Origin of the sequence: Klebsiella sp. MPUS7 (genome assembly GCF_009905335.1) — a bacterium.
Lineage (GTDB): Bacteria > Pseudomonadota > Gammaproteobacteria > Enterobacterales > Enterobacteriaceae > Klebsiella > Klebsiella grimontii.
The window spans coordinates 137,695-151,896 of the sequence record NZ_CP047604.1 but is presented as its reverse complement, the minus strand read 5'-3'; the positions used below and the strand labels follow the sequence as shown (position 1 = coordinate 151,896).

At 56.8% G+C, this 14,202-nt stretch carries 13 protein-coding genes; 9 read left to right on the top strand and 4 right to left on the bottom strand.

The features are described from left to right. Window positions 1–138: 138 nt before the first annotated feature. Window positions 139–1,164: an L-threonine 3-dehydrogenase gene (tdh, locus tag GUC22_RS00735; protein WP_004126597.1), complete on the bottom strand. Its 1,026-nt coding sequence runs from the start codon at window positions 1,162–1,164 to the stop codon at window positions 139–141. Between the two features lie 9 nt (window positions 1,165–1,173). Continuing rightward, window positions 1,174–2,367 (bottom strand): glycine C-acetyltransferase, encoded by a 1,194-nt coding sequence (kbl, locus tag GUC22_RS00730; RefSeq protein WP_024359723.1) that lies wholly within the window; start codon window positions 2,365–2,367, stop codon window positions 1,174–1,176. A 214-nt stretch (window positions 2,368–2,581) separates the two neighbouring features. On the opposite strand from kbl, the gene rfaD reads away from it, so the two are divergent. From rfaD to GUC22_RS00705, 5 genes are read left to right on the top strand one after another with little or no spacing between them, the layout of a single operon-like run. Then, entirely contained in the window at window positions 2,582–3,514 is a 933-nt protein-coding gene (gene rfaD / locus GUC22_RS00725; protein WP_024359722.1) for an ADP-glyceromanno-heptose 6-epimerase, read from the top strand. A 9-nt stretch (window positions 3,515–3,523) separates the two neighbouring features. Next, window positions 3,524–4,582: an ADP-heptose--LPS heptosyltransferase RfaF gene (gene rfaF / locus GUC22_RS00720; protein ID WP_004137738.1), complete on the top strand. Its 1,059-nt coding sequence runs from the start codon at window positions 3,524–3,526 to the stop codon at window positions 4,580–4,582. 3 nt (window positions 4,583–4,585) lie between these two features. Beyond that, a complete protein-coding gene (rfaC, locus tag GUC22_RS00715; RefSeq protein ID WP_049086967.1) occupies window positions 4,586–5,557 on the top strand; it encodes a lipopolysaccharide heptosyltransferase RfaC in 972 nt (323 codons plus the stop codon). Beyond that, on the top strand, window positions 5,557–6,465 hold the full coding sequence (locus GUC22_RS00710) for a hypothetical protein (RefSeq protein WP_004137736.1): 909 nt from the start codon (window positions 5,557–5,559) through the stop codon (window positions 6,463–6,465). Before rfaC ends, GUC22_RS00710 begins: the two co-directional genes overlap by 1 nt. Further along, window positions 6,443–7,609 (top strand): O-antigen ligase family protein, encoded by a 1,167-nt coding sequence (locus GUC22_RS00705; RefSeq protein WP_049130769.1) that lies wholly within the window; start codon window positions 6,443–6,445, stop codon window positions 7,607–7,609. Before GUC22_RS00710 ends, GUC22_RS00705 begins: the two co-directional genes overlap by 23 nt. Before the next feature lie 32 nt (window positions 7,610–7,641). On the opposite strand, the gene GUC22_RS00700 is transcribed toward GUC22_RS00705, so the two are convergent. Then, window positions 7,642–8,724, bottom strand: coding sequence for a glycosyltransferase family 9 protein (locus tag GUC22_RS00700; protein ID WP_004137734.1), 1,083 nt, complete (start codon window positions 8,722–8,724; stop codon window positions 7,642–7,644). A 21-nt stretch (window positions 8,725–8,745) separates the two neighbouring features. After that, a complete protein-coding gene (locus GUC22_RS00695) occupies window positions 8,746–9,708 on the bottom strand; it encodes a polysaccharide deacetylase family protein (RefSeq protein WP_004137733.1) in 963 nt (320 codons plus the stop codon). Window positions 9,709–9,819: 111 nt separating this feature from the next. On the opposite strand from GUC22_RS00695, the gene rfaQ reads away from it, so the two are divergent. The 4 genes from rfaQ to GUC22_RS00675 are packed head-to-tail and all read left to right on the top strand — an operon-like array spanning window position 9,820 to window position 14,136. Beyond that, the gene (rfaQ, locus tag GUC22_RS00690) at window positions 9,820–10,896 is read left to right on the top strand and encodes a putative lipopolysaccharide heptosyltransferase III (RefSeq protein ID WP_004137731.1); all 1,077 of its coding nucleotides are present in this window, start codon (window positions 9,820–9,822) and stop codon (window positions 10,894–10,896) included. After that, window positions 10,893–12,020 carry a glycosyltransferase family 4 protein gene (locus GUC22_RS00685; protein WP_004137728.1) on the top strand — a complete coding sequence of 376 codons (1,128 nt, stop codon included), beginning with the start codon at window positions 10,893–10,895 and terminating at the stop codon, window positions 12,018–12,020. The genes rfaQ and GUC22_RS00685 overlap by 4 nt, the downstream gene beginning before the upstream one ends. Window positions 12,021–12,022: 2 nt before the next feature. Continuing rightward, window positions 12,023–13,117, top strand: a complete 1,095-nt coding sequence (locus GUC22_RS00680) for a glycosyltransferase (protein WP_024359716.1) — start codon at window positions 12,023–12,025, stop codon at window positions 13,115–13,117. Between the two features lie 29 nt (window positions 13,118–13,146). After that, window positions 13,147–14,136 (top strand): glycosyltransferase, encoded by a 990-nt coding sequence (locus GUC22_RS00675; protein WP_004137725.1) that lies wholly within the window; start codon window positions 13,147–13,149, stop codon window positions 14,134–14,136. Window positions 14,137–14,202 lie beyond the last annotated feature (66 nt).

Sequence of the window (14,202 nt, the reverse complement as noted above, 5' to 3'; positions counted from 1 at the left end):
GGTTAAACTGACTGTATAAACGAATAGGCGAGAAAGCGATTTAGAAAAAGTGCGGAGTGGATTAAGTATTACAAAAATGTAGGACAACTCTCAAAAAAGCGCCCGCAGGCGCTTTTTTAAAATGCAAACTAGCGGGAATTAATCCCAGCTGAGAATGACTTTGCCAGACTGACCGGAACGCATCGCGTCAAAGCCCTGCTGGAAATCATCGATACCAAAGCGGTGAGTGATGATCGGCGACAGATCGAGACCGGACTGAATGAGCGCGGCCATCTTGTACCAGGTTTCGAACATTTCGCGACCATAAATCCCTTTGATAAACAGCCCCTTGAAAATCACCTTGGTCCAGTCGATAGACATATCCGACGGCGGAATCCCCAGCATGGCGATGCGCCCGCCGTGGTTCATGGTATCGAGCATGGTGCGAAACGCCGGCGGCGCGCCGGACATCTCCAGACCCACGTCGAAACCTTCGGTCATGCCCAGTTCGGCCATCACATCGTTAAGGTTCTCTTTAGAAACGTTTACCGCCCGGGTGACGCCCATTTTGCGCGCCAGCTCCAGACGATATTCATTAACGTCGGTAATCACGACGTTGCGCGCACCAACGTGTTTCGCTACCGCGGCGGCCATCACGCCGATCGGGCCAGCGCCGGAAACCAGCACGTCCTCGCCGACGAGATCGAATGAAAGCGCGGTATGCACGGCGTTGCCAAACGGGTCGAAAATCGACGCCAGATCGTCGGAGATATTGTCCGGAATTTTAAAAGCGTTAAACGCCGGGATCACCAGATATTCGGCAAAGCAGCCCGGACGGTTGACGCCGACGCCCGTGGTATTGCGGCACAGGTGCGTACGCCCGGCGCGACAGTTACGGCAGTGGCCGCAGGTGATATGCCCTTCGCCGGAAACGCGATCGCCAAGCTTAAAGCCGCGAACCTCCTGACCGATGCCCACCACTTCGCCGACGTATTCATGGCCCACCACCATCGGCACCGGAATGGTCTTTTGCGACCACTCATCCCAGTTGTAGATGTGCACGTCGGTACCGCAAATCGCGGTCTTGCGAATTTTAATCAGCAAATCGTTATGGCCGACTTCCGGTTCCGGCACGTCGGTCATCCAGATGCCTTCTTCCGCCTTCAGTTTGGATAACGCTTTCATCTCACACCCTCAGGCAATGACGCCCAGTTGTTTACCGATGCGGGTAAAGGCTTCCACCGCACGTTCAATTTGTTCAGGGGTATGCGCCGCAGACATCTGGGTACGAATACGCGCCTGGCCTTTTGGTACCACCGGATAGAAGAATCCAGTGACGTAAATCCCTTCTTTTTGCAGCTCGCGCGCAAATTCCTGCGCCACGGTGGCCTCACCGAGCATCACCGGGATAATGGCGTGATCGGCGCCCGCGAGGATAAACCCTGCCGCGGTCATTTTTTCACGGAACAGACGGGCGTTAGACCACAGGCGATCGCGCAGTTCGCTGCCCGCTTCCACCATTTCCAGCACTTTGATGGAAGCCGCGACGATCGCCGGCGCCAGCGAGTTGGAGAACAGATACGGACGCGAGCGCTGGCGCAGCCACTCGACAACTTCTTTACGCGCGGCGGTATAGCCGCCTGACGCGCCGCCCAGCGCTTTACCCAACGTACCGGTGATAATATCGACGCGGCCCATCACGTCGCAGTACTCATGGGAACCGCGGCCGTTTTCACCCACAAAACCCACGGCGTGAGAATCATCAACCATCACCAGCGCGTCGTATTTGTCCGCCAGATCGCAAACGCCCTTCAGGTTGGCGATCACCCCGTCCATTGAGAACACGCCGTCGGTGGCGATCAGCACGTGACGCGCGCCGGCGTCGCGCGCCTCTTTCAGACGGGCTTCCAGCTCCACCATATCGTTGTTGGCGTAGCGGAAGCGCTTCGCTTTACACAGGCGCACGCCGTCGATGATCGACGCGTGGTTCAGGGCATCGGAGATAATCGCATCTTCCGCGCCGAGCAGGGTTTCAAACAGGCCGCCGTTAGCATCAAAGCAGGAGGAGTAGAGAATCGCATCTTCCATACCGAGAAAATCGGCCAGCTTCTTCTCAAGCGCTTTATGGCTGTCCTGGGTCCCGCAGATAAAACGCACGGAGGCCATACCGAAGCCGTGGCTATCCATGCCGCTTTTCGCGGCGGCAATCAGTTCCGGGTGGTTCGCGAGGCCGAGATAGTTATTGGCGCAGAAGTTAATCACCTGGCTTCCGCCGACGGTGATATCCGCCTGCTGCGCCGAAGTAATAATCCGTTCTTCTTTAAACAACCCTTCCGCGCGCGCGGTATCCAGGTCATTGGTTAACTGTTTGTAGAAATCACCACGCATTGCAACTCTCCAGATTCGGCAAAATTTGGCACATATTACCTAAAGCTATACGCTGATACGAGATGATGCATTACTGCATGAATTATTTGCAGCATAAATCACGAGTCCCTCTCCACCTTATCGGCGAATGGCTGAAGCCTTTTCGATGTAGTGATATGATAGGAGTATTCATGTCCGGATTGTCTCTGGACTACCCACTTCAAAGGTTACAGTTATGATCATCGTTACCGGCGGCGCAGGCTTTATCGGCAGCAATATCGTTAAAGCGCTGAATGACCAGGGCATTACCGACATTCTGGTCGTAGATAATCTGAAAGACGGCACCAAATTCATCAATCTGGTGGATTTGAACATTGCCGACTACATGGATAAAGAAGACTTTCTGATCCAGATTATGGCGGGCGAAGAGTTCGGCGATATCGACGCTATTTTCCATGAAGGCGCCTGCTCTTCCACCACGGAGTGGGACGGCAAGTACATGATGGATAACAACTATCAGTACTCTAAAGAGGTGCTTCACTACTGCCTGGAGCGTGAAATTCCGTTCCTGTACGCCTCTTCCGCGGCGACCTACGGCGGCCGCACCAGCGACTTTATTGAATCCCGCGAATACGAGCAGCCGCTCAACGTTTACGGCTACTCCAAGTTTCTGTTTGATGAATACGTCCGTCAGATCCTGCCGGAAGCGAACTCGCAGATCGTCGGCTTCCGCTATTTCAACGTCTACGGGCCGCGCGAAGGCCATAAAGGCAGCATGGCCAGCGTCGCTTTCCATCTGAATACTCAGCTGAATAATGGCGAAAGTCCGAAATTGTTTGAAGGCAGCGATGGCTTCAAGCGCGACTTCGTCTACGTCGGCGACGTCGCGGCGGTGAACCTGTGGTTCTGGGAAAACGGCGTTTCCGGTATCTTCAACCTCGGCACCGGCCGCGCGGAGTCTTTCCAGGCCGTCGCAGACGCAACGCTGGCTTACCACAAGAAAGGCAGCATCGAGTACATTCCGTTCCCGGATAAGCTGAAAGGCCGCTATCAGGCGTTTACCCAGGCGGATCTGACAAACCTGCGCGCAGCGGGCTACGATAAACCGTTTAAGACCGTTGCCGAAGGCGTAACGGAATATATGGCCTGGCTGAACCGCGACGCGTAAGAAGCAAGCATGAAAATACTGGTGATTGGCCCGTCTTGGGTGGGCGACATGATGATGTCGCAAAGTCTTTATCGTACGCTCAGGGCGCGCTATCCCCAGGCGATCATCGACGTGATGGCGCCCGCATGGTGCCGTCCGCTGCTCTCGCGCATGCCGGAAGTCAACGAAGCAATCCCGATGCCGCTCGGTCACGGCGCGCTGGAAATCGGCGAACGGCGTAAGCTTGGGCACAGCCTGCGCGAGCGTCGCTACGACCGCGCTTACGTTCTGCCTAACTCGTTTAAATCGGCCCTCGTGCCGTTCTTTGCGGGAATACCGCATCGCACCGGCTGGCTCGGCGAGATGCGCTACGGCCTGCTGAACGATGCCCGCAAGCTGGATAAAGACGCCTGGCCGCTGATGGTCGAACGCTACGTCGGTCTGGCCTACGACAAAGGCGTGATGCGCTGCGCGAAAGATCTGCCTCAGCCGCTGCTCTGGCCACAGTTGCAGGTGCATGAAGGCGAAAAATCGCAGGCCTGTAGCGCGTTTAATCTCTCAACCGAGCGCCCGATCATCGGCTTCTGCCCCGGCGCTGAGTTCGGCCCGGCAAAACGCTGGCCGCACTATCACTACGCCGAGCTGGCGAAACAGCTGATCGACGAAGGCTTTCAGATCGTGCTGTTTGGCTCCGCGAAAGACCACGAAGCGGGCAATGAAATCCTCGCCGCGCTTAATACCGAACAGCAGGCATGGTGCCGCAATCTGGCCGGGGAAACCCAGCTTGAGCAGGCCGTTATTCTGATCGCCGCCTGTAAAGCGGTGGTCAGCAACGATTCCGGCCTGATGCACGTCGCCGCCGCGCTGGACCGTCCGCTGGTGGCGCTCTACGGGCCCAGCAGCCCGGACTTTACTCCCCCGCTGTCGCATAAAGCGCGCGTGATCCGCCTGATCAGCGGCTACCACAAAGTGCGTAAAGGCGATGCCGCCGAAGGCTATCATCAGAGTTTGATCGACATTACGCCGCAGCGCGTACTGGAAGAATTAAACGACCTGTTGCTGGAAAAAACGGAACAAGAGGAAGACTAGCGGATGCGGGTACTGATCGTAAAAACCTCGTCCATGGGCGACGTGCTGCACACGCTGCCTGCGCTGAGCGACGCCGCGCTGGCCTTTCCCGGCATTCGTTTCGATTGGGTAGTTGAAGAAGGCTTCGCACAGATCCCCTCCTGGCATGAGACCGTTGACCGGGTCATCCCGGTGGCGATTCGCCGCTGGCGCAAGGCGTGGTTTTCCGCGCCGATCAAAACCGAGCGCAAGGCTTTCCGCGACGCCGTACGGGCGGAAAAGTACGACGCGATCATCGATGCCCAAGGGCTGGTGAAGAGCGCCGCGCTGGTCACCCGGCTGGCCCGCGGCGTGAAGCACGGTATGGACTGGCAAACCGCCCGCGAGCCGCTGGCGAGCCTGTTTTACAACCGTCGCCACCATATTGCTAAACAGCAGCACGCCGTTGAGCGCACCCGCGAACTGTTCGCGAAAAGCCTCGGCTACGCGAAACCGGAAACCCAGGGCGACTACGCGATCGCCCGTCATTTTTTGCGCCAGAATGACGCGTCCGCCGCGGCGTATCTGGTGTTCCTCCACGCCACGACGCGCGATGATAAGCACTGGCCGGAAGAGAACTGGCGGGCGCTTATCGCCCTGCTTGCCGACAGCGGCGTACGCATCAAACTGCCGTGGGGCGCGCCCCATGAAGAAGCGCGGGCCAGGCGCCTGGCGGAGGGGCACGATTTTGTCGACGTCCTGCCGCGGATGAGCCTGGAGCAGGTAGCTGGGGTACTGGCAGGCGCGCGCGGGGTGGTTTCCGTCGACACCGGCCTGAGCCATCTCACCGCCGCGCTCGATAAACCGAACTTCACGCTGTACGGCCCGACCGATCCGGGGCTAATTGGCGGCTACGGTAAAAATCAGTACGTGGTGCGCCCGGAAAGCGGCAGCAGCACGGGGGATATTCCCGCCTCCCGGATTCTGCAACTGTTGAAATCTCAGGAACTGGCTTAATGGGTTCATTATTTAAGCAGATCTATCGCTACACGCATCGACGCGCCTTTCGCCATAACGAAAATCTCTGGCCGTTTACCCACATCACGCGTGCGGCGAGCGGTGAAATCCGCACCCTGAAATACAAAGGGAAAACGGTGCCGCTGGTTAATCTCAGCGAACTGAAGGATAGCGCCGAGGGCGAGGTGCTGCTGACCGCCACCGGTCCCTCGACGCGCCGCATTGATTTTACGCGGCTGCCGAAAAGCGTTCCGGTGATGGGGGTGAATGGCGCCTGGCATCTCTCTGATAAAATTAAATTTTCGCTCTATACCATTGTCGATATGGAGTTTTACGATAAAAAGCCGGACGTGATTCGTTCGGTGATTAGCCAACCCGATCTCGTGCTCTTCACCACCATGCACGGTATCGCCAAAATCCTCGACCGTCACGGCGCGGAACTGCGCTGTCGTTTGGCATTAATTGAAGACGCCTGTTATAAAATTTATCAGCCCAAAGTCGCCAAAAGCGCGATACCGCAGGTATGGAAAGGCGTTGCGGCGTTACGCTTTCACCCGCAGCGGCAGGATATTTGCTTTAGCACCGATATCCGCCAGGGAATTTTCGACGCCGGAACCGTGGTCTACTGGGCCCTGCAAATTCTGATGTGGCTGGGATTTAAAACCATTCTGATAAGTGGTCTGGATATGAGTAATTTCAACCAGCCGCGCTTCTACGAAACGGAACAGGATAAACTCCCCTCCTGGCTGGCAAATAAGGTGGATGACCTGGTCATGCCGTCCTTTTCGCACGCTGCCAACGTGCTGCAACAAAACCATATTCGGGTCGTTAACTTCTCTTTAGAAAGCGCGGTTCCGGAAACGATTTTCGCAAAGGTTTCTTTTGATGAGTACTTTAAAAATAAGTAGTTACGCCAGACAGGGCTACACCGTTTTCTTCACTTTATTTCTGTTTTTTAGCGCCGTTTTTTGCGTATCAACCCGGACAAACAACCTTCTTCATTTATCTATTTTGCTGTTTTTGCTTTCACTGCTTAACCACGATAACCGTCAGGCGCTAGCGGAAAGCATCCGCCAGCGGTGGCTGGTTTATATCCTGCTGGTGGTATTCTGCGTTTACTATGCCCTGAGCAACATTTGGGGGCAGACGCCGCAGCATATCGACTCGCCGCTGACGCACGGCGCCTATTTATTTTTTTATCTCCTGCTGCTAACTACCCTGCTGGGCGACCCCCGAACCCGACATCTGGCGCTGCTGAGCGTCGTTGCCGGGATCACGGTGCTCTCCATCTGGACGATGGCGATCGATTTCACCCTGGTCCTTAAAGAGCGCCTGGTATCACCGGGTAATCCCGGCCCGACTAACGTTATCGACCTCGCGGGTTATTGCGGTATCGGTATCCTTATTTGCGCCATGCTGCTGAAGGAGAAAGGCAGCCATCTCCTGTATGTGCCGATGGCGATCATGCTGGTGATGCTGTTTCTGACTCAAAGCCGCGGCCCGATTATCGCCCTGCTGGCGGCGTTTGTTTGCACCCTGCACCTGCACGTATTTACCCGGCGTAATGTTCTGATTGTCGCCGCGCTAGCGTTGGTTCTGGGCGCGCTTTTCTTCTTCACGCCAACGGGAGAGCTGCTGCTGGCGCGCTTTGAAGAGCTGGGCACCCAAAGCGGTTTGCGCCTCAGTATCTGGCGCCATACGCTCCAGGAAGTGGCCAGCCAGCCGTGGCTGGGTCGTGGCTTTGACTACGAGCTCAACTTTACCAACTACAGCGGCGAGCATATCACCACCACCCACAGCGTCTATCTTGGCGCACTGCTGAAAGGCGGCATAATCGGCCTGGCGCTGCTGCTGGCGGTGATTGCCGGAGGGTTATGGCAGGCATGGCGTAACCAGCAGGATGGCCGCTACGGGCTGGCGATTTTTATCTATGCGCTGATTTTTATGGCTTCGCAGGGCATGTTTATCATCAGCAACCCTCGCGAAAGCTGGCCGCTGTTTTGGCTACCGCTGGGCATTGCGCTCAGCGGAGGCCTGAAGGCGAAACGCTAAGAGAAGGAGAAGGGCCCGCAGCGGGCCCTTTTTTATGCCTGCTGGCGAGCGGCGATCAGGGCATCCGCCTGGGCTTTGATCACCGGCCAGACCGCGTCAATGGTCATGTCGGCGACGTTAGTCTCTTCGCAGACAATTTGTCTGGCCTTGTCATAACCCGGAGCCCAGATGGTATAGCCCGGCAATCCGGTGTCTTTGAGTTTACGTTTGTTGTAAACCGCCACCATGGGCTTGTCGAACGCGCGAGCAATATGCACGATGGCGGTATCCGCCGTAATCACCAGATCGCAGTGGCGAACAATCTCAACCGCTGAATTAATATTGCTATCAGGCAGATGCAGCGCCGTTTCCAGATTAAGCTGACGAATTTTCTCGCTATGCCCGACCATCACGACGCTGATTTTATAAGGGAGCGTATATAAGCGCTCAATCAGGGCAGAAACCTGATGACGGCAAAAGTCTTTATCCGTTGAGGCGGTAAACGGGTTGATGGCAATGCAGAGCTCGCTACCCTGTTGCTGAGCCAGCAGTGTTTTAACTCTTTCCCGCTCAAAAGCATCGCCGGGCAGATGATAGTGGTAATGAGGGTGTTCTATGCCAAATAGCCTGGCGACGGCTTTATAGCGGGCGGAAATATGGCTGCTGCTATCCAGAAAAGGGATGGAGTGATCGTAAAGTTTATATTCTTGTTTATTAAAACCGATAACGCAGCCGGGCTGCAAATCAGCCAGCAGTTTAAAACGCTCGTAGGTTTTAACATCGTCAAAATCAACGACCGCGTCAAATCCTGCCGCGCGCAACGCATTTAACGGCATCCGCGGCTGATATAAATAGACCTGCTCAAGAAAATCCGCGCCGGCAAGCATCTGCTTACAAACCGGCCCGGTCAGCACAGAAACCTTATAGCCCCGGTCGGCTAAAAGCTTTGCGCAGCCGGTTGTCACGACCATATCCCCAACTTTGTCATCCAGGCGCAATAATAAAACATGCTGAATCTTCGCGGGATTAAAGGGCTGGCGCGCGCTTTTATTTCTGTAACGATAGTTAATTAAATTAAACTTAATTTCGCGGAAGAAGGCATTTTTCTTCCGCGTAAACTGCTTCACGATACGCATACGGTACCTGGTTGTGATCTTTTATCGCTGTGTGCGTTTCTGTTGGTAATACTCCGCCAACGTCATTCCCTTCACCTGCGGCGCCAGCCAGCTGAAAAAAGACTCCAGATCGGCATATAAACGCTCGATATCCTGCTCGTTTTTAAACGTTGGACTGCCGCCGGGCATGTACTCAGAAGAGTGGAGCATATATTCGACGTAGTCATTGCCCTGAGTCAACGTTTGTTCCACCACTTTTTTCATCGTCTCGACGTTGCCGCCCATCGGACGCAGCCAGTGAACGGACGGCGAGCGCACTTTACCGCGCAGGCGATCGTAACCCTGCTTCAGGCTATTCATCCACGCGGGATGCTTGTACTGAATGCTCATCGGCACTTCCAGCAGCGATGATTGCCCTTCACGGCGGATATCGTTCTCGTCGAGGAAATAGGCGTGCTGCGGGAAATGACGGTAATCGGTGCCGCCGTCGCCCTGCGGCGCGCCTTTCGCCGTTTTCCAGTTCACCCGCGGCGTAACCGAACAATCCACCAGATAGCCATACTCCATCAGCAGACGCGCGTAGCGCTCGTCAAAGGCCCAGCGTCCTGCGCGATGGCTGACCATTTTGGTCTGGAAGGTCTCCTCCAGCAGACGGGTCATATAGTCGACTTTCGCCCGCATCGCCGCATCGCTGTACTCAATCAAGTACGGTTTATGCCGCCAGTCGTCATCGGTGAGCGGATCGGTCGGCGGGCTGTTCCAGGCGTGCAGATGCATGCCGATTTCCGCGGTTCCCCGGGCGATCGCATCCTTGGCGAATTCGATATAAACCGGGTCGATGGCCATTTCATAGTTGGTCAACCAGACCGGTTTGAAACCGTACTTTTCGCAAAGCTGCTGAAAACGCGGTAAATAACGCGCATTCTCGGTGGTGATGCTGTCATGTTTTTGCCAGAGGTTATCGCCCTCTGTGTCAATCGTGATGAGAAATGCGGGTTTGTGCACGAAAACGTCCTCAGGCCATACGTATCGGGTCATGGTAGAGCAAGACAACGCTTCTCTCAATCTATCTGATCCCCTAGAATCGGAACCCTGACCCTGAATGAAGAACAGAGAATGACGCCTGAAACCCGCACTTCCGGCCGCGTGAACCCGGCGCGAATCCTGGTCATCAAGCTGCGCCATCATGGCGATATGCTATTGATAACCCCGCTTATTCACGCGCTAAAACAGCAATATCCCGCCGCCAGCGTGGATGTGCTGCTTTATGAAGAAACCCGGGATATGCTCGCAGCGAATACCGATATCACCCACATTTACGGCATTGACCGGCGCTGGAAAAAACAGGGCGCCGGCCATCAGCTAAAGATGGAGTGGCGTCTGATTCGCACGCTCCGCCAGCAGCGCTACGATATGGTGCTCAATCTTGCCGATCAGTGGCCCAGCGCGATCATCACCAAACTGACCGGCGCGGCCACCCGCATCGGTTTTGACTTCCCGAAACGTCGTCATCCGGCCTGGCGTTTTTGCCATACCGCCCTCGCCTCAACCGAGCAGCATAACCAGCAGCATACCGTGCAGCAGAACCTGTCGATTCTGGCGCCGCTTGGGCTGGCTATTGATGACGCGCCGGCGAAGATGGGCTACAGCGATCAGGACTGGCGCGCCAGCCGCGCGCTGCTGCCGGAAGAATTTCAGGATAACTATATCGTCATTCAGCCGACCTCCCGCTGGTTCTTTAAGTGCTGGCGCGAAGCGCGGATGAGCGCCCTGATTAACGCGCTTTCTGACGCAGGCTACCCGGTCGTGCTGACCTCCGGCCCTGACGCCAGAGAGAAGCAGATGATCGACACCATTATGGCGGGCTGCCCCGATGCTCGCCTGCACTCCCTCGCCGGGCTGCTCACCCTGCGCCAGCTGGCCTCCGTCATCGATCATGCCCGTCTATTTATCGGCGTCGACTCGGTGCCAATGCACATGGCTGCCGCGCTGGGTACGCCGCTGGTCGCGCTTTTCGGCCCCTCCAAGCTCACCTTCTGGCGTCCCTGGCAGGCGCAGGGCGAGGTTATCTGGGCAGGCGATTTCGGCGCTATTCCCGACCCTGATGATATCGATACCGGCACGGACGAACGTTATCTCGATTTAATTCCCACCGACGCGGTTATCGCGGCGGCGAAAAAGGTACTGGCATGAGTAAATTCAGGCTGGCTCTGGTACGCCAGAAGTATCGCCCGGACGGCGGCGCGGAACGCTTTGTCTCCCGCGCGCTGGAAGCCCTCGACGACAGCGATCTTGAACTGAACGTCATCACTCGCGAGTGGCAGGGGCCGGTGAAGCCCGAGTGGAACATCCACATCTGCAATCCGCGCAAGTGGGGGCGGATCAGCCGCGAGCGTGGGTTTGCCGACGCCGCCCGCCAGCTTTGGCAGCGCGAATCATTTGACCTGGTGCAAAGCCATGAGCGCATCCCCGGCTGCGACCTGTACCGTGCCGGAGATGGCGTACACCGCCGCTGGCTGCAGCAGCGCTCGCGCATTTTGCCCGGCTGGAAAAGCCGCCTGCTGTTTGCCGACCGCTACCATCGCTATGTGATGCAGGCCGAGCGCGAAATGTACCAGGACTCGCACCTGCGCGGCGTTATCTGCAACGCGGAGATGATTAAACGCGAGATTATTGAAGACTTCGGCCTGCCGGCGGAAAAAATCCACGTCATCTATAACGCCATCGATAACCAGCGTTTTTTGCCGCCGACGGAAGAAGCCTTCGTCGCGCTGCGCGCCAAATGGAATCTGCCGATCCAGGCGACCTGCCTGATTTACGTCGGCTCCGGCTTTGAGCGCAAGGGACTGGATGCGGCGATCCGCGCCATCGCCCCGACCAATCGCTACCTGCTGGTGGTGGGTAAAGATAAAGAGCAGGGTCGTTACCAGCAGCTGGCGAAAACGCTGAACTGCGAGGAACGGGTGCGCTTTTTCGGTATGCAGTCGGAAACCCTGCCGTTCTACCAGATGGCCGATGGCCTGCTGCTGCCGACGCTGTACGATCCGTTCCCCAACGTCATTCTCGAAGCGATGGCCTGCGGCCTGCCGGTGATTACGACTACCGGCTGCGGCGGCGCGGAGTTTATCGTTCAGGGCAGCAACGGCTACGTTTGCGATGCGCTGGATATCCCGGCCCTGCAGGAGTCGGTTAACGCCCTGCCCGCTCGGGCTTTGGGTTCTGCAGAAGGCCAGCGCGCCCGCGAGCGGATCATGACCTGCACCAGCGAACGGCTCTCGGCGCAGCTGCTCTCCCTCTATCAAGATTTGGTGAAATAACGATGCGCATACTGTTTGTTATCGACGGCCTGCCCGGCGGCGGCGCGGAAAAAGTGGTGCTGACGCTGGCGGAGCATTTTCTCAGCCAGGGTGAACAGGTGTCGCTTTTTTCCCTGCGCGACGTCTGCGAGTATCCGCTACCGGCGGGGCTGGATTATCAGGTCATCGCCGACCGCTGCCGCAAACCCTGGCGCAAACTCACCGAGCTATCCCGGCGCGCGCGCCAGCTTGATACGGCAATCGAGAAAGCAGAACAGCAGGGCCGTTTCGAACTGGTGCTATCGAATCTGCATAAAACCGACCGCATCGTCTCCCGCAGCCGCCTGCTGAACGGGCGCAACGTCTGGTTCTGCCTGCACGGCGTGTTCTCGACTTCCTATCTCGGACACCGCAGCGGTTTTGACCGCTGGATGAAAAAGCAGAAGATCGGGCGCGTTTATCAGGGACGCAACGTCGTCACCGTCTCCGATGCGGTCGGTCAAGACCTGGTTGAGCAGTTCGCCATTCGCCCCGCCCAGCTGAAAACGATTTATAACCCGTTTGATATCGCCGCCCTGCGCGCCGCGGCTGAAGAACCCAGCCAGCGCCCCGACGGCGACTATATTATCCACGTCGGCCGCTTTCACCCCGGCAAACGTCACGACCGCCTGATTGAGGCCTATGCGCAAAGCGGCATCGACGCGCCACTGGTGCTGCTGGGGCAGGGCAAACCGGAACAAGAACAGCGCCTGCGCCAGCTGGCGCAGCAGCTACAGGTTGCCGATCGCGTCCTGTTTAAAGGCTTCCAGAAAAACCCGCTGCCGTGGATTAAAGGCGCGCGGATGCTGGTCCTGAGCTCCGATAGCGAAGGCTTTGGCAACGTGGTGGTGGAGGCGCTGCTGCTGGATACGCCGGTCGCCAGCACCCGCTGCCCGGGCGGCGTGACCGAGATCCTTACCGGCGAGCTGTCGCGCGGCCTGGCGGATCTCAACAGCCCGGCGCTGGCTCAGACGATGCAAAGCATTTACCATAGCCCGCCGGCCATCGACGCAGCGGCGCTGGAGAAGTTCAGCGTGGCATCGATTTGTCAGCAGTATCGTCAGCTGCGCAGCGCCTGACGCCGTTATTTAACCAGGATCAATGAGTTATGAGTCAAACGCCTTTACTAAGCATCGTAGCCGCCGTCTATAACGGCGAAAAATTCCTTGCGCAATTCTTTGAGTGCCTTGAGCAACAGCAGCTGGAAAGCTATGAACTGATCCTGGTGAACGACGGGTCGACGGACGGCAGCCTTGCGGTTATCGACCAGTGGAAAGAGCGCCTGCAAAACGTGATCGTGCTGGAGCAGGAAAACCAGGGCGTGTCGGTGGCGCGCAATACCGGCCTCGCCGCGGCGACCGGTAAGTACCTGACCTTCCCGGATATCGACGATAAGCTTTACCCGGGCATGTACCGTACGCTTCTGGAAATGGCGGAAAAGGGCAATCTTGACGTCGCCACCTGCAACGGCCGCTACGTCTACGAGACGAAAAAAGATATCCATCCCATTTTCCCGCTGGACCGGCTGCAGTCGACCGGCGTTTTGCCCGGCCACGTCTGGTTAAAGCAGGCGCTGGATTCTCGTAAGTTCCTGCACGTCACCTGGCTGAATATCTATCGCCGGGAATTTATCGCGAGCCACCGCTTCCATTTTGAGCCTGGCCTGCGTCATCAGGATATCCCCTGGACCACCGAAGTGCTGCTGGCGGCAGAACGCGTGCAGTACACCAGCGAGCAGTTCTACGATTACTATATTCACTCGGAATCGGTGTCGCATAAACCGGACAACGACGACACGCTGATGCGTTCAGCGCGCCACTACATGAAGATTCTGGAGATGCTGGACGCCATCAACCAGCGCTACCCGGATAAGGTTCGCGATATTTCCGCCTGCCGCTGGCAGATCGCCAAAGAGGGGCTGGGAATTATTCATACCTTCGATAGCATGAAAGATGAGTCAAAAAAGCATATTATCATTAAAGAGTTTTTCGACCGCGGCATCTGGCGCCTGATCTGGAAAAACGCCCGTACGTTCCGTCTACGCTGGCGTCTTGGACGCCGCTATCTGCGCATCAAGCGCTATCGCGACGCGGCTTAATACTGAATCCCTTAGTTTCCGCCAAAGAGATAGCTTTACGCGGGTTAAATGCTTAGAATTTGCCCG